The 13,628-nt window shown below is 33.3% G+C and carries 24 protein-coding genes and 1 pseudogene; all 25 read right to left on the reverse strand.

What is annotated here, in order from left to right:
• Positions 1-46: 46 nt before the first annotated feature.
• The 25 genes and pseudogenes from VEIT17_RS08760 to VEIT17_RS08880 all read right to left on the reverse strand — a co-directional run bounded on the left by VEIT17_RS08760 (position 47) and on the right by VEIT17_RS08880 (position 13,608).
• Complete coding sequence (locus tag VEIT17_RS08760) at positions 47-292, reverse strand: hypothetical protein (RefSeq protein ID WP_004694811.1); 246 nt, start codon at positions 290-292, stop codon at positions 47-49.
• 344 nt (positions 293-636) lie between these two features.
• Positions 637-1,119, reverse strand: a complete 483-nt coding sequence (locus tag VEIT17_RS08765; protein WP_197923036.1) for a TNT domain-containing protein — start codon at positions 1,117-1,119, stop codon at positions 637-639.
• Positions 1,043-1,216: an RHS repeat-associated core domain-containing protein gene (locus VEIT17_RS09930; RefSeq protein ID WP_197923051.1), complete on the reverse strand. Its 174-nt coding sequence runs from the start codon at positions 1,214-1,216 to the stop codon at positions 1,043-1,045. Before VEIT17_RS09930 ends, VEIT17_RS08765 begins: the two co-directional genes overlap by 77 nt.
• A 93-nt stretch (positions 1,217-1,309) precedes the next feature.
• Positions 1,310-1,687, reverse strand: a complete 378-nt coding sequence (locus tag VEIT17_RS08775) for a DUF4279 domain-containing protein (protein ID WP_178885715.1) — start codon at positions 1,685-1,687, stop codon at positions 1,310-1,312.
• A gap of 22 nt (positions 1,688-1,709) precedes the next feature.
• Positions 1,710-1,952, reverse strand: coding sequence for a polymorphic toxin type 33 domain-containing protein (locus tag VEIT17_RS08780; protein ID WP_178885717.1), 243 nt, complete (start codon positions 1,950-1,952; stop codon positions 1,710-1,712).
• A gap of 21 nt (positions 1,953-1,973) precedes the next feature.
• Positions 1,974-2,369: an RHS repeat-associated core domain-containing protein gene (locus VEIT17_RS09885; RefSeq protein ID WP_178885719.1), complete on the reverse strand. Its 396-nt coding sequence runs from the start codon at positions 2,367-2,369 to the stop codon at positions 1,974-1,976.
• 89 nt (positions 2,370-2,458) lie between these two features.
• A complete protein-coding gene (locus VEIT17_RS08790) occupies positions 2,459-2,911 on the reverse strand; it encodes a tetratricopeptide repeat protein (protein ID WP_178885721.1) in 453 nt (150 codons plus the stop codon).
• A 538-nt stretch (positions 2,912-3,449) separates the two neighbouring features.
• Positions 3,450-3,647, reverse strand: coding sequence for a hypothetical protein (locus tag VEIT17_RS09855; RefSeq protein WP_242013255.1), 198 nt, complete (start codon positions 3,645-3,647; stop codon positions 3,450-3,452).
• 23 nt (positions 3,648-3,670) lie between these two features.
• A complete protein-coding gene (locus VEIT17_RS09935) occupies positions 3,671-3,898 on the reverse strand; it encodes an HNH endonuclease (RefSeq protein WP_178885723.1) in 228 nt (75 codons plus the stop codon).
• 316 nt (positions 3,899-4,214) lie between these two features.
• Positions 4,215-4,601 (reverse strand): SMI1/KNR4 family protein, encoded by a 387-nt coding sequence (locus VEIT17_RS08805; RefSeq protein ID WP_070541031.1) that lies wholly within the window; start codon positions 4,599-4,601, stop codon positions 4,215-4,217.
• Positions 4,602-4,720: 119 nt separating this feature from the next.
• Positions 4,721-5,125, reverse strand: coding sequence for an immunity 22 family protein (locus VEIT17_RS08810; protein WP_156719297.1), 405 nt, complete (start codon positions 5,123-5,125; stop codon positions 4,721-4,723).
• Between the two features lie 591 nt (positions 5,126-5,716).
• Entirely contained in the window at positions 5,717-6,217 is a 501-nt protein-coding gene (locus VEIT17_RS08815) for an SMI1/KNR4 family protein (protein ID WP_178885725.1), read from the reverse strand.
• A 200-nt stretch (positions 6,218-6,417) separates the two neighbouring features.
• Positions 6,418-6,486 (reverse strand): annotated as a pseudogene (locus tag VEIT17_RS09940) (hypothetical protein); the annotation flags it as partial.
• Between the two features lie 367 nt (positions 6,487-6,853).
• A complete protein-coding gene (locus VEIT17_RS08825; protein ID WP_178885727.1) occupies positions 6,854-7,282 on the reverse strand; it encodes a hypothetical protein in 429 nt (142 codons plus the stop codon).
• A gap of 166 nt (positions 7,283-7,448) precedes the next feature.
• Complete coding sequence (locus tag VEIT17_RS08830; RefSeq protein ID WP_197923037.1) at positions 7,449-7,700, reverse strand: SMI1/KNR4 family protein; 252 nt, start codon at positions 7,698-7,700, stop codon at positions 7,449-7,451.
• 18 nt (positions 7,701-7,718) lie between these two features.
• Entirely contained in the window at positions 7,719-8,045 is a 327-nt protein-coding gene (locus VEIT17_RS08835) for a hypothetical protein (RefSeq protein WP_197923038.1), read from the reverse strand.
• A 261-nt stretch (positions 8,046-8,306) separates the two neighbouring features.
• Positions 8,307-8,741 carry an RHS repeat-associated core domain-containing protein gene (locus VEIT17_RS09890; RefSeq protein WP_178885729.1) on the reverse strand — a complete coding sequence of 145 codons (435 nt, stop codon included), beginning with the start codon at positions 8,739-8,741 and terminating at the stop codon, positions 8,307-8,309.
• A 65-nt stretch (positions 8,742-8,806) separates the two neighbouring features.
• Entirely contained in the window at positions 8,807-9,346 is a 540-nt protein-coding gene (locus tag VEIT17_RS08845) for a hypothetical protein (protein ID WP_242013256.1), read from the reverse strand.
• 160 nt (positions 9,347-9,506) lie between these two features.
• Positions 9,507-9,800, reverse strand: coding sequence for a hypothetical protein (locus tag VEIT17_RS08850; protein WP_178885731.1), 294 nt, complete (start codon positions 9,798-9,800; stop codon positions 9,507-9,509).
• A 122-nt stretch (positions 9,801-9,922) separates the two neighbouring features.
• Positions 9,923-10,348: a hypothetical protein gene (locus VEIT17_RS08855; protein ID WP_178885733.1), complete on the reverse strand. Its 426-nt coding sequence runs from the start codon at positions 10,346-10,348 to the stop codon at positions 9,923-9,925.
• Between the two features lie 14 nt (positions 10,349-10,362).
• Positions 10,363-10,659, reverse strand: a complete 297-nt coding sequence (locus VEIT17_RS08860) for a hypothetical protein (protein ID WP_197923039.1) — start codon at positions 10,657-10,659, stop codon at positions 10,363-10,365.
• Between the two features lie 58 nt (positions 10,660-10,717).
• Complete coding sequence (locus VEIT17_RS08865; RefSeq protein ID WP_178885734.1) at positions 10,718-11,302, reverse strand: SMI1/KNR4 family protein; 585 nt, start codon at positions 11,300-11,302, stop codon at positions 10,718-10,720.
• Positions 11,303-11,427: 125 nt separating this feature from the next.
• Positions 11,428-11,646 (reverse strand): hypothetical protein, encoded by a 219-nt coding sequence (locus VEIT17_RS08870; RefSeq protein WP_178885736.1) that lies wholly within the window; start codon positions 11,644-11,646, stop codon positions 11,428-11,430.
• Positions 11,647-11,906: 260 nt separating this feature from the next.
• Positions 11,907-12,422: an SMI1/KNR4 family protein gene (locus VEIT17_RS08875; protein ID WP_178885738.1), complete on the reverse strand. Its 516-nt coding sequence runs from the start codon at positions 12,420-12,422 to the stop codon at positions 11,907-11,909.
• A gap of 82 nt (positions 12,423-12,504) precedes the next feature.
• The gene (locus VEIT17_RS08880) at positions 12,505-13,608 is read right to left on the reverse strand and encodes an ankyrin repeat domain-containing protein (RefSeq protein WP_242013257.1); all 1,104 of its coding nucleotides are present in this window, start codon (positions 13,606-13,608) and stop codon (positions 12,505-12,507) included.
• Positions 13,609-13,628 lie beyond the last annotated feature (20 nt).

The raw sequence follows: 13,628 nt of genomic DNA on the forward strand, positions 1-13,628 counted from the left end.
TGTGGGCTACGGCTTGCTTGGGCTACTTTACAGTTGATAATTAAATTTAGAAAATTATGTCTAATACTCTATTTTTTAAAATAAATTCTTTTTTTAAATGTTCTAAAATATTATCTAACTCTTCCTTGCTTAAAATTTGGTTGGTCTTAGTAAATTTTGCTGTTTTCGCATATAGGGAAAAGTGAAACTCATTATTTGGAAAGAACATTTCTCCTTCAAATGAAATTTCATGTCCATTTAAAGAAACAATTAACATACCTCTTGAAATTTTTTCAATTACGAAATCATCCATAGTAATTACCTTTGAAATATAACAGTTGAAATCTTTGTTTTAGGAGCTATTATTACTATTTTGTTATATTAGGATTGTTCTTCAAAGCGGGTAATTCTCTATTTTCAACATAATATATATCCTTTCCTGTATTTGTCTATGTCAATTAGCTTCTCAGCCATCAGGAAAAACGACCTCTAGATAGAATGCCATTGCTAATGGTAATGAAACTGTTAAAGAATCGATAGCTCAAACGCCTTCAAAGAAGATTTAGATGTCGCTTAAAAAGTAGAAGCCGCGTGTATGTTACGCACATACCCCATACCATAATTAACAGTTTCATACAGGCTACAGTTTGCTTTTTTTCATTCAAAAGAAAATTTTAACATTTTTGATAAGCGATTTATAAAATATAGAATTGCCAAATGTTCATCTTGGCAACAATATTCTTCGGTTCTCAATCCTCTTTCAGAATAGAATATATGCCATTTTTTATTTTCTTCAACAATACATAATGATTCATCATTTACTTCATTGATTGAGTAACTATCTTCTGGTACTCCTTTACTTTTAAGATATGAATTCAATTCATTAATTTTTAACATTTTCCTATTTTCACCTCTTCCAGATGCCCAGATTCTATATGATTTAAAAGATTTTGGTAATTCATACTGTGTCCCTAATCCAATCTCTCCGAACAACGGCATAATTTTACTTGCAGCTACATTATCAATAGGTTTCAGTACCCTATATATGGTATAAGGCTTTCGATTAAAACCAAGAGGTAACGCTCTCATAGGGTATGATGTTCCTACTGGAGATACGATTGTCTCCGCCTGAAAGCCCAATCGGATCCTGATTCACAAACTGACCCGTATCAGGCTTATAATACCTGAAGAAGTTGTAATGCAGCCCCGTCTCACGATCAACATATTGGTTTTGCAGGCGGAAGGCTTACTAAAGGATGGATAAGTGAGGGTTTAGAATTTCAGACTGCTTTTGGGGTTTGTTAGATTTTGAAATTAATCCACACTTATACTAAATATTATAATGAATGATTTTTAACTCTATTCCTAACTCAGATAATAATTGAATTTGTTTTAAGGAGATTTTATATTCACGAGTAGCCTCATCGTTGGCCCAGCTGTAAATTATAAGCTCTTTATTTAGCTTATATTTTTTAAATATATAGTTTAAATTTTTCTTTATGTCTTCTATTTTTTGTATAATTTTATTAATTTTTTCATTTGAATTTTCCTCTTTATCTATACCAAAAGAATAGTAAGAGTGTTGAATTATAAATTGAACCTTTTTGTTTGGTGAGGTAAATAAATCGCCCTTACTATAAAACTCAGCATTTTTAATATTAAGTATTTTGTCTATTTCTCTCATGTTAATATAATCATTTGATTCCATATAAAATGTTACTTCAATTGAATTATTCAGCATCATCGCAACCAATTCTTGTTCTAATAAATTCAGAAGAATTTTTTCTTCTTAATAAAAGTTCTCCAGTTTTATTTTGTTTATAAACATCATAATGAGATACGGCTCGTTTACCAAGATAATCAGCTTTAAACGCATGTGGATCTGTGCCTATTTGATCTAAAATCCATTGCGATTCTTTTTGGTTAATTAGTTTACTATCTTTTGTATCTCCGTCATTACAACCAGACGACAATCCATATAAATCTACCCAAGCTTATACATTTTGAGAATAGTTATAAAAATTGCTTCTTCCCCACAAACCAATCGGATCCTGATTCACAAACCGACCCGCATCAGGCTCATAATACCTGAAAAAATTGTAATGCAGACCCGTTTCACGGTCGGCGTACTGGTTTTGAAGCCGGAACGGCTGGTATGCGCTATCCTTTACCTTGGTTTCCTCTTTCAGACGACCCCAGCCGGTATAGTTGCCGAACCATAAGAGGTTGCCGTCTTTATTGGTCATCTCGCGTGGAATACCGATTTGATTGCAGTGGAAGTAGTAGGTTTGTTGGCGGCTTTCGCCGTCTTCGTTGGTCCAATTGCGTACCTGCGCCAAGGGTTCGTAGCTGTCGTATTGTAAGTGTCGGTAATGGTTTTGGGCAGCCATCGGGCGTTTTAGCCGTAGCTGGTGGTGTAACCGGCGGGATCGGTGATATTGATGGCGATTTGGTAGAGGTCGTCTGAAAATATCAAATCTTACTTTTGGTTTTTTTTCTTAGGATTTAATTCGTCTTTACGCTGCTTATAAAACTGCCAATATTTTTTGTCCTCAATACTAAATGGATAATATCCAGCATCATTATAAGCAATATCAAAATATTTATAAGCTTCATCATATTTTTCAAGGTCATAATAAAAAATACCAGCTAACAGATACGTCCCTGCATTAGTGGTTCCTAAGTCAGCAACACTTAAAGCAATACTCAGCCATTCCTTAGCCTGTTCATATTTTTGATTTTTATAATACAACTCAAACAAAGCAATCGTAACCATTGTCGTTGGATGCGCCCATTGGGTTACTGGCTTGGGTATTAGCTCAAATGCTTCTTTTAATAACTTTTCTTGTTCTAAAAAAGGTTTATTATAAGTCTCACAGACTAAATCATTAATCTTTGATTCTAATTCTGGATTAACTGCATCTAAATTCATAGCATACAACTCCTCAATAAAAATGAAACAATGTCAAATGTAAATTTTATATGTCAATCATGACCATAATTAGATTTCTGTCTTGGTCCGATTGGGTCAGTCATATCGTATCTACTTCGATTTTGTGCGCCACGAGAACAGTTTCTACCTTTTTCAAGCCTATAGTTATTTGAATCTCTCATCCATGACCTGACTTCAGGCGATTTGGTAGAGGACGTCTGAAAAAAGGTTATCTCTACTCAACAACCCAATCGATTCCTGATTAAACAAACTGCCAAGTTTGAGGTTCGTAGTAACGTATCAAGTTGTAATGTAGATAAGTCTCCTAGTTTCCTTACACTAATATATCCGTAATCGTAGAGAGGAAATCTAAAATAATACCTAAATATAAATTTTAAAATTCAATGTAATCATCATTATCCATGTAATAATTTAGAGCATCAATAAATTGATCTTTTGTAAAATTTGGATACCGTTGATACCGTTCATCTAAGTCATCGTAAACATCCATAAATACATCCCCACTACATAAAATATCTTATCCATTCATTATTTTTGGGCCGTTATCTAAATAACAAACCGTCTCTAAATCAAGAATACTCTCATCTTTATCAGAAGAAATATATATGTATGGAAATTTGGCAAATTTATCAGTATCATCATCATTGAATAATCTAGCACAATCAATAACTTCTGATATACTAATTTTTCTTCTATAAAATTTATCTAAATTCATTTTTTGTTCCTTCTATGATTAAATTAACATTTAGCTAATGGTTTACCAGTGCGATCGTTTAATTTTCCTCGTTGACCTGGTCTACCACCTCCCCATATACTTCTTCCACCTTTTCTTTGTGGGTGATATAGACCATGATTTCTTCTATGGTCATTATAATTAACCAGTACCAACCTTTTTGTATCCTCATGATGATGCCACGTTAGTCCCTGTTTATTTTTACCTTTTCTCCAATCGGGACTTGAACTCATATCTCCAGATCTCGGTATTTCCCGCGGGCTTTTTGATTTCGGCGCAGACGAGTTGGTTTTCTAAATCGTATTAGTAATATTGGTTTTCACCATTAGGCAGCTGGCGGTAGATCAGGTTGCCCAATGCGTGAATGAGAAATTTTTAAAGGACGAATGTTTCAGACGGCCTTGATGCTGATCAATAATCGGATTATTAAAGAACCAATATTTCAGACAGTCTCAAAGAACGGAGTGAGACTGTCTGAAAAACAGAAACCGCGTGCATACCGCATACACCCTACGTCAGGATTGAAGATTTTGTGCGGGCTACGGCTTGCTAATAATTAAACATTCCTTTTTTTACTAATAGAAAGTCTTCTAAAGAAGATGATATTTTTTCTAAGGAGTCTTCACTCATTACTCCCATGCCGACAGCAAAAATATTTTGATTTTTATTATCCATCAGAATGGCAACCCCTCCACCATTATCTCCAATCATAAGAAAATTCGGCAAATATTCTTTTACTTCATAGTCAATATTCCTTTGTTGGATATCCTCGGCTTCCAAAAGGGTTATCTCATCTCCAAATAATCCATTGCTTAGTTCTAAAAATTGAAGATATGAAGGATATAAAATATGCCACTCTGGAGGTAACATTTTTATAGCTTGGCTAGTAGCAGGATTATTTAAAGTATATAAGGCTTCTAATTCATGTCTATTCATTTTAAAGTGCTCCTAGTTCTCTGAAATACGTGTAACTTTGACTTAGTGCTCGTTTAATAACCTTTTATATTTCGATATCTGCCGTACGGGTGGATATCCTGACTAATATTTCACTATCACTAGCGATATTTTTTTCTTGGGTCTTTAAAAGTTCCTATAAACTTCAAATCATTGTAAAGTTTATCTGGATTTTCCTCATAAAATGTTGCATTAGAATAGTAATATAAAGAATTACCTTCATTTATTCCTTTCTCTTTTGCTACTTTCACAATATCTTTTATAACTTTATTGGAGTGTGCCCCAACTTCTTCTGCTAACACTTCAACTGGCACAATTTCCCCATTATCTGTCTGGAATGCCACAAAATAATCGGAATCAATAAATGAAACTCCAAAATCTGCAAAAGCTGGACAATGAGAATCTGAGTCCTCCATTCCATCTGTATATTCATTAAACTCATCAGGTGTTTTAAAAGATGTCCCCATCCACACAGAAATCATATCTTTAGTTGTTGAATCAATCATATAAGATCCTCTCTTTGTTCATAAATAATAATAATTATATTTTAACATAATAGGGTATTAATCTATATTCCTCAACATCCCCCAACAGATTTTTTACCACCACGAGTAAACTTTTCAGCAAAATTCTTAATCCTCATGATGGCACCACGTTTAGTTTTTGCTCCTTCCAATTTATCAGCCATTGAAACGGGGAACCATTCATGGAATCCTCCACCAGCCAACCCAATCGGATTCTGATTAACACTTCCCCTGCATCAGTCTCATAATACCTGAAGAAGTTGTAATGCAGCCCCGTCTCACGGTCGGCATACTGGTCCAGTTGCATACCTGTGCCAAGGGGTCGTAACGATCGTATTCGTAGCAAGACACCAGTCCCTCGGGCTGACTGTGTTCGAACATAATATGGTTTCGGTAGGCGAAACCGCGCAGCTTTTTACCGTCGCGTCCGTAAACGGTAGTGAGAAGTTGAATTGTTAAAGAACGAGAAAGGCCGTCTGAAAAGGTTTAGGATAGTGTTTTCAGACGGCATGATGTTATTTTTGTTAGATTTGCTAAATGATAAATATTTTTAAAATTGGTTATCCAAATTTTTTAAATTTCCTCTAGTTTTTCTTTCATCAAGTTTTCTAGCCAGTCTTCAAATTTTTCAAATTCCGTATCCTCTTCCCACTCTTCAGGAGGAATATCGGGAAAAAAAACACCAAAATTTTCATTTTCTTTTGTAAGAAGGAAACCAGCTTGCTCGCCAGTTCTTGGAATGGAAATTGTAATTAAGATATTAGGGAATAAATTACAATCAGTTCCTTCAAAAACTTGTTGTGACCAATCATAAAGTTCGTTAGGAGCTAAAAAATCGAATCCAGGTAGTAACTCATCTTGAAACAAAGTACAAGATCCTACTGTTAGAAGAAATTCTCTATATATATTAGGGAATTTGACTTTATATTTTTTCTCAAAATCATTTATCTCATTTATAGAAACATCATATCTTTTTTTAAAAATAAAATTTGATTTTCCATAAGTAATTAAGTTTCCATTACTAGATTTGATTAAATCTTGTATATCCACAAGAATTTTTTTGAAATTATCCATAAATTAATATCCTTTATTCAATTTTTATATCTATTATCTAGGAACAATCTGGTTAATTATTCCTGTTGGGGTACTATATGGCAAATGTGTTCGTAGGGCAGCCCCGTCTCACGATCGGCATACTAGTTTTACAATCGGAAGGGTTGGTATGCGCTATCCGTTACCTTGGTTTCCTCTTTCAGATGCCCCCATGCGGTATATTAGCCGTACCATAAGAGATTGCCGTCCTTATCGGTCATCTCTCTCGGGATGCTGATTTGGTAGCAGTGGAAGTAGTGGGTTTGTTGTCAGCTTTCGCCGTCTTCGGTTGACCAGTCGTGGACTTGCGCCAAGGGTTCATAGCTTTCGGGATCGGTGTAGATATAGGTATATTTGCCGTCCCAAACGAAGCGGGTTTCATCTTCGAGATTGTCTGAAAGGCAGAAACTGCCTACGTTCCGCACGCACCCTACGTTGGGATTGATGGTTTTGTGTGGGCTTCGGCTTGCTAGACTCAACCTACGCTTGGTGTTAGTTTTACATAAACTAATGAGCAATATAAAACGTCTAAATATTTGAAAGATTTATATTTTAGAGTTTTTTGTATTTGAAAAAAGGGGACCTTGTGGGGAAGGCTTGACCTAATTACGTTTATTTTTATGAGACCGAAAATTTAGAGATTCTTAAACCATCTAATTCAAATGTGAAAATAATAGAAACTCCTCCTTCTGTTTTTATCTCACACTCATGTTCCCACTCCTCCCTTGATACAAATTTCCATTTAATATCGGCAAAAGCCAAATATTGTACAAATTTTTCAATAGTTAATTTCCTATTAATTTTATATTTTTTAGCAATAGTTACACCTTTGAAATAAGGATCTATTGATAGCAAATAAATAACTTCATCCCTAAAACCAATTTCTAATCCCTTCCAAAAAATAGAAAAACCACTTTCTATATTATCGTCATCGTATAACCATTTAGACGAATGTTTGAATTGTTTCCGCTTTTGAAAACTACTATATGACATACCCACAGACAAATCTTCAAATCTGCCTGTTTTTAAGAAAGATGTGATATCCATAATAACCTCATTAACATTTTCCTAAATTTTTCAATTCCTCTTTTAGCTATATCCTTTCTTCTAGTGCTACTTTTTGGGTCATTTAAATCACCTTCAAAATCAGTCAGAGCCTTTTTTAGCTGATCTTTTGCTGATGAGGTTGTTAAAGAACCAATATTTCAGACAATTATTCTTCTTCTAAGACCATACGATTAAAACAGTCATACAAATTTTCTCCGACTAAATACATATTTTGCATCTTTTCTTCTTCAGGCATAGTTTTTCCAAAATCATCAAAATAATCTTCTTCATCCCATTCGTTTTCATGGTACCAATAAAAAATTTGTCCTATTTTTTCCCCTTTTATACAAAGACATATCCTATCTCCGCAGTTATTCTCAGCAATAGGTAAAAAATTCGTAGGAATCCTATTTTCCATTTTTTTTATAGCATTGCTCTATGAATAGCCAGTTTGATACGATTCCCCTTCCCCATAGAAACAACCAAATTCCCCTTTCTTTATTACAACATTTTCTATTGGTGAATCAGAGGGATAACAATAGCTTGGTAGTCCATTGTTATACATGGTTAATTTATAAAATACTTCATTTAGATATGTCTCTCCTCCAAAACACGTCAAATAATCTAAATAATCAGAAAATTCTTTTCTATCAACATCTAGAAATTTTGACATTATTTTTCGTGATAAAGGATCGAAAGGCTTTGCTCCGACCCTTGCAACTCCACCCATTTTCTCAACTAAACTCTTAATTTTCATTTTCATTACGCCTTTCAGTTATAATTTTGTCAAATAATCAACATTTCTTCTTAGGTTGTTTATTATGCATCACACTGACAGGACCTGTATGTCGAATACCATCATGTAAAGATTCAGGGATCAATTGAGCCGTATTCCTACTAGAATGATGCAAAATCAGATTATTTTGTCGTAAATAGGCTTTAGTATCTTGTACCGTAATTTGGAAGGATTATTTGGGGTAAAAGGAGAATGTCCTGAAATTCCTACCCATGTTCCATCTTTTGGCTAACGCCAGCCAGGAGGTTTAGGAGTACTTTTCTTCCAATAAATCCATCCTAATGGATCTATCCAACTTTTTGTATTGGTAGAAAATTGATAGAAATTTTCTCCTCCTGCTAACCCAATCGGATTCTGATTCACAAACCGCCCCACTTCAGGCTCGTAATACCTGAAGAAGTTGTAATGCAGTCCCGTCTCACGGTCGGCGTACTGGTTTTGAAGCCGGAAGGACTGGTATGCGGCATCCGTTACCTTGGTTTCTACTTTCAGACGATCCCGGCCGGTGTAGTTACCGAACCAAACCAGGTTGTCTTCGCCATCGGTCATCTCACGCGAGATGCCGATTTGATCGAAGTGGAAGTAGTGGGTTTGTTGGCCACTTTCTCCGTTTTCGTTGATGTGGTTTAGACAGGCGAAACCGCGTATGTGCGTACTGCTCATGCCCTAAGCCAGGATTGGAGGTTTCGTACGGGCTACGATTTGCTATAACTTACTTACAGAGTATTTCATGTTAGAGGAAGAAATTCCATCTTCAAATTATTACTAACAACTAATTCTTTGAATTTATCAGAAAAAGCCCAAATTAAATCATCATTTATATCTTTTGCACAAAACTCGAAGCCAGATATATTTTCAAAGAATATAGGTGGATAATCGATAAATTTCTCTCCATCTATTTCATAAAAATTTGATTTTTCCATATTTACCAATTCAGCAGTTAATTTAATTTTTCCAAGGAAAAATTTAAATTCATCATTCTTGATTCTAAGTTTAGCCGGAAAAAAATCTAATTCATTTTTTAATTTATCAGCCAATTTATTAATGAAAGTTTCAGAGAACAATAACATCTTAGGAATTGTTTGAATAAAATCTGTATTAGAAATATTTTTGGAGGTATATCCACTCTGAGCTATAAAAACTGCTTCATCTGTATAATTACCTTTATTGTAATTAATAAATTCTACAATTTTTCTATCATCCTGTTTTAAGTCCACATACGCTTCTTCATTATCAACAGCAGAGTATATTTGATAAAGAGTCATCATTTTTTCCTTTCTTACTATTACTTTTAGAAATTGGTGCAGTACAAGTATATTTACCGGTCCTAACCCCTTCTCTTAATTTGTTTTGCATTTTTAATATCTCTTCGGTGTTGTCAAACAATAATTTGATGCCATAACCGCATAGAGGTCGTTGTTATTGTTATTATAGGTTTCTAATAAAATTAATTTGGTCAGATAAATTATCTTTCTTAAAGATAATTCTATTTCCTTTATTATCAGTAACATAAATAATATCTTTAAGTTTCTTGCTTAATTCGCCCAAATCTCCAATAACAAAAAAAACTAATGTATTTGTTCTATATAAATCATCATTTATCAAATTCCAAACCATCTCAGATCCAGAAATATAGAATAAATCTGAACTATCAGCATTTTGAACATGCCAACCATAATCTAGTAAGAGGTTTATAAAATTATTTATTAGTTGATAACTCATCCTTATTTCCTTTGTAATTTTTCTAGAAAAATCCTTTAGGTACAGTCACAGCTGATTTTCCTAATCCTTTTAATATCGTTTCTTTAGATATATTTGCTCCTCCAGGTGACCAAATATCGGCACTATTTATCATATATTTCCAAATTTTCTAATTTCCCTTCATAGGTTATTTGAGCAGATATTTCCATATCAGGAAGAAACAAATTAGAATAGTATATAAATACTAAATCATCAAAATATGCTGTAATATTCATAATTCTTAAGTCATTTGCTAATTCTTTATTATCGGACTCCATTGATTCATAATCACTTTGCTCATAACAGGCTTGATTAATCTCTATTGAGATTTCTCTTATTAAATCATCAATGTTTATTTGTTTAAAAAAGCTCTCTATCTTATCAAGAATTGGATGAATTTGGCTTTCTCTTTGTATATCTCCTGATTCATCATCAATAAAAATGGTTATATCTTGCGGTTGCCTACCACTAGGCGATAAAGATATTAAAGCAGTAGCTTTACCGTCATTAATTTTTAAATTTTTAATCATGGATTAAATCCTTTCTAGGCGGTATGCCGATTTGGTCGTTGTGGAAATAGGCAGCTGCCGTCCCAAACGAAGTAGGTGCGTTTCGGGTCAGTGCTCGTCCAGGCGAGTTTGTCGTGGCGGTCTTTAGAAAGGCGGCATCCGAATGGGGCGTAGGCGTATATCCAAATTTCGGTATTGCCGGCGGACTTTTTGATTTCAGCACGGACGAGCTGGTTTTCTAAATCGTATTGGTAATATTGGTTCTCGCCATTAGTCAACTGGCGGTAGATCAGGTTGCCCAGTGCGTCGTAGATGTAGCGGAGGTTGAACACAGCACACAACCTACTTCGAGACTGGAGGTTTTATACGAGCTACGGCTTGCTTTAATTATTAAACTGGAATCATTCTACTAAAGCAATCATATAGATTTTTACCAATTAAATAGATATTTTGGAATTTTACTTCTTCAGGCATTTGTACACCAAATTCATCAAAATAATCTTCTTCATCCCATTCATTTTCATGATCCCAATAGAAAATTTGTCCAATTCTTTCTCCTTGAGTACATAGACAAATTAAATCACCAAATTCATTACTTGATATTGGTAGAAAATTATCTGGTATTCTATTTTTGTATTTTTCAAGCCTTTCACTAATTTGGGAGTTTTTTTGGTAGTTTATATTTTCACCATAAAAAAAGCCTAAATCACCACCATTCCATTCGATATTACCACCCACAGGAATATCGTCATCAGGATAACAATATTCAGGCAAATTACTATATGGTGTTAACTTAAATTCTTTTATAAATCCTGTCTCTCCACCAAATAATTCAAGATAATCCAAATAATCTGAAAATTCTTCTTTAGTAATATCTAAAAATTTAGACATTGATTTTCTAGATGTAGGAATCAGTGGTTCAAATGTAAACCTTTGAACTCCACCCATTTTCTCAACTAAACTCTTAATTTTCATTTTCATCACTCCTTTCAGTTATAATTTGTCAAATAATCAACATTTCTTATTAGGTCGTTTATTACACATAGTACATGTATGTATTCCACATATGCGTTACATTAAAACTAAAAATTTCATGTAGACTAAGAATTTCTTAAATCAGGAAGGATAATAGGTTTGTAACTAAGTACTTTATCAGCTATTTCCTCGGAGCTCATGTTTGTCCAATATATATAATCTGATATATTTGGATCTGTGACCAAATTTACTAATTTTTCAAGAAATACAGCTTCATCCTCTTCTGAACCTTCAAAATTTCTTAACTGATCAATCAGTTTGATTAAATATAATCTATCCAACATAATCCTATCCTCTTCCATAAAGATTATCCCCACCCAACAGCCCAATCGGATCCTGATTCACAAACCGACCGACCGTCCTGACCATATTTGTAGGCGGTTTTGGCCTAGATAGTTAAAGAACCAATATTTCAGACGACTTCGAAAAATGATTGAGGTCGTCTGAAAAACAGAAACGGTGTGCGAACCACATACACTCTACATTAGGACTGAAGGCTTTGTGCGGGCTACGACTTGCTTAATAAATTTATTGAATATTCCAATTAAAAATACTTATATGGATAAACATCAAACAAATTATTACTTATACTATTTACTGAATATATAAACTCACTTTTTATATTATCCGTAAGTGTCTCTCCTTCATCTAATAGGTGCTCTAAATCTCTGTATAACAAAGCCACCTGGATAAATTGTGAGAAATCTATCCCTAAATTTGTAAAGCCAGATCTGGTATACTCTCCAGCATCATGATTATAATGGAAAATGGTATTATCTATTTTATTTAAAAACCATCCATCTCCCTGTCCTGCTTGTCCAATACTCCAAAAACACCTTGATATTTCGGGATAATTACACTCTAGGTATCTATTTTCATTTAAAGCCTCTTCATAATTAAAAAGAGAAATATCAGGTATTATTTCTACTTCCTGATACTTAGCAATAAATAACAAATAGTTATTATCCAGCTTAGGAAGTTTATCTAACTTTTTAATTTCTACTTTACGCTTAATACATATATTAAAAAAATCCTCGGGAAATAATTTTGATTTGAACATAAAAGTATCCTCCATAAATCACAAACCATGTATCGGATTCACCGGCCGACCGACGCCCACCGCACCTTTGAAGGCCGGGAAGTTATAAATAAAGTTGGATAGTACTTGTTATTTTTTTTTGTGTTTCAACACTAATTTCCTGGTTAAAATTTTGGATTAATTTTAAAAAATCAATAATTAATTTGATTTGAGTAGTGTTAAATATCGTACTTTGGTTTCTTAGGGCAATATATAAAAATTCAACAACGTAACCATATAAATGAAATTTAGATAAATTAGAAAAAATATATTTTAAACAGCAAGGAGTAAAATATAATAAAGCCTTATTAGTAAAAGCTTGCCACTCTAGTGATTCAAGTATTGAGAGAAAATCATCGTATGTAATCTCAATCCAAGTTTTAGTAGATAGTTGCGTTATAGAAAATATATAAGAGTTATCACTATCATCAAAACTTATGATGTTATTTTTATCAACTTTGAAAACTGGAAAAGTAGGCTTAATTTTTTCCTCTAGATAATTTCGTTCTTGTATATATTTTACCTCCATAAGAAATTTTTCAAATTCACAACATAGTCCTAAGTCTTTGATAAACGTGGAAATATATTCTAAAAAATCATAAATTATATTGATTTCATCTTTGGCTAAAGATTGCAGTAAATTAAATAATTCACTTACTTCTCCTTGGGATATATTAGAATAATAGCTAAATAATTCTATGAAACAATCATTATCTATACTAGGATTTTCTATCGAGCTTAGTAAAAGTGTATTTAAATGTAAAGCATTTTCATTTTTTTGTTTATCTGACATTTGATTTTTAATTAATAGTTTTACTATCTTCTCTTTATTTTCGCTGGATGAGTTAATTGCAATTCTAACGGCATTTTCTCCAAATTCATTTTGTATATTTTTATCAGAACCATTATCAAGAAGTAATTTCACCATTTCTATATTTCCAAACATACATGCATAATGTAGGGGAGTATATCCCAAGTCCCCTTTAAGATCGATCAATGCTCCATTTTGAAGAAATACAAGAGCATCATTTAAAGAATTATTTCTAGCTGCAATATGTAAAACTGTATCATCCATACCTCCTACTTGATTTATATCTTTAATAGTGTCACCAAAAAAATCAGGATGCATCTCATATTTTTTTAAAATACATAATAATTCTTTTTCCATTAATAATACCCATATTCCTG

Source organism: Veillonella nakazawae (genome assembly GCF_013393365.1).
Taxonomy (GTDB): Bacteria; Bacillota; Negativicutes; order Veillonellales; family Veillonellaceae; genus Veillonella; species Veillonella nakazawae.

What these genes read in the sequence shown, in the direction of transcription:
- VEIT17_RS08865 (WP_178885734.1), bottom strand. Translation starts at nt 11,302, where the DNA reads ATGAAAATTAAGAGTTTAGTTGAGAAAATGGGTGGAGTTCAAAGGTTT.
- VEIT17_RS08855 (WP_178885733.1), bottom strand. Translation starts at nt 10,348, where the DNA reads ATGATTAAAAATTTAAAAATTAATGACGGTAAAGCTACTGCTTTAATA.
- VEIT17_RS08810 (WP_156719297.1), bottom strand. Translation starts at nt 5,125, where the DNA reads ATGATTGATTCAACAACTAAAGATATGATTTCTGTGTGGATGGGGACA.
- VEIT17_RS08775 (WP_178885715.1), bottom strand. Translation starts at nt 1,687, where the DNA reads ATGGAATCAAATGATTATATTAACATGAGAGAAATAGACAAAATACTT.
- VEIT17_RS08835 (WP_197923038.1), bottom strand. Translation starts at nt 8,045, where the DNA reads ATGAAAATGAAAATTAAGAGTTTAGTTGAGAAAATGGGTGGAGTTGCA.
- VEIT17_RS09855 (WP_242013255.1), bottom strand. Translation starts at nt 3,647, where the DNA reads ATGAATTTAGATAAATTTTATAGAAGAAAAATTAGTATATCAGAAGTT.
- VEIT17_RS09935 (WP_178885723.1), bottom strand. Translation starts at nt 3,898, where the DNA reads ATGAGTTCAAGTCCCGATTGGAGAAAAGGTAAAAATAAACAGGGACTA.
- VEIT17_RS08760 (WP_004694811.1), bottom strand. Translation starts at nt 292, where the DNA reads ATGGATGATTTCGTAATTGAAAAAATTTCAAGAGGTATGTTAATTGTT.
- VEIT17_RS08870 (WP_178885736.1), bottom strand. Translation starts at nt 11,646, where the DNA reads ATGTTGGATAGATTATATTTAATCAAACTGATTGATCAGTTAAGAAAT.
- VEIT17_RS08830 (WP_197923037.1), bottom strand. Translation starts at nt 7,700, where the DNA reads ATGGAAAATAGGATTCCTACGAATTTTTTACCTATTGCTGAGAATAAC.
- VEIT17_RS08790 (WP_178885721.1), bottom strand. Translation starts at nt 2,911, where the DNA reads ATGAATTTAGATGCAGTTAATCCAGAATTAGAATCAAAGATTAATGAT.
- VEIT17_RS08845 (WP_242013256.1), bottom strand. Translation starts at nt 9,346, where the DNA reads ATGATGACTCTTTATCAAATATACTCTGCTGTTGATAATGAAGAAGCG.
- VEIT17_RS08850 (WP_178885731.1), bottom strand. Translation starts at nt 9,800, where the DNA reads ATGAGTTATCAACTAATAAATAATTTTATAAACCTCTTACTAGATTAT.
- VEIT17_RS09890 (WP_178885729.1), bottom strand. Translation starts at nt 8,741, where the DNA reads ATGAGCAGTACGCACATACGCGGTTTCGCCTGTCTAAACCACATCAAC.
- VEIT17_RS08880 (WP_242013257.1), bottom strand. Translation starts at nt 13,608, where the DNA reads ATGGAAAAAGAATTATTATGTATTTTAAAAAAATATGAGATGCATCCT.
- VEIT17_RS08805 (WP_070541031.1), bottom strand. Translation starts at nt 4,601, where the DNA reads ATGAATAGACATGAATTAGAAGCCTTATATACTTTAAATAATCCTGCT.
- VEIT17_RS08875 (WP_178885738.1), bottom strand. Translation starts at nt 12,422, where the DNA reads ATGTTCAAATCAAAATTATTTCCCGAGGATTTTTTTAATATATGTATT.
- VEIT17_RS08825 (WP_178885727.1), bottom strand. Translation starts at nt 7,282, where the DNA reads ATGGATATCACATCTTTCTTAAAAACAGGCAGATTTGAAGATTTGTCT.
- VEIT17_RS08815 (WP_178885725.1), bottom strand. Translation starts at nt 6,217, where the DNA reads ATGGATAATTTCAAAAAAATTCTTGTGGATATACAAGATTTAATCAAA.
- VEIT17_RS09885 (WP_178885719.1), bottom strand. Translation starts at nt 2,369, where the DNA reads ATGGCTGCCCAAAACCATTACCGACACTTACAATACGACAGCTACGAA.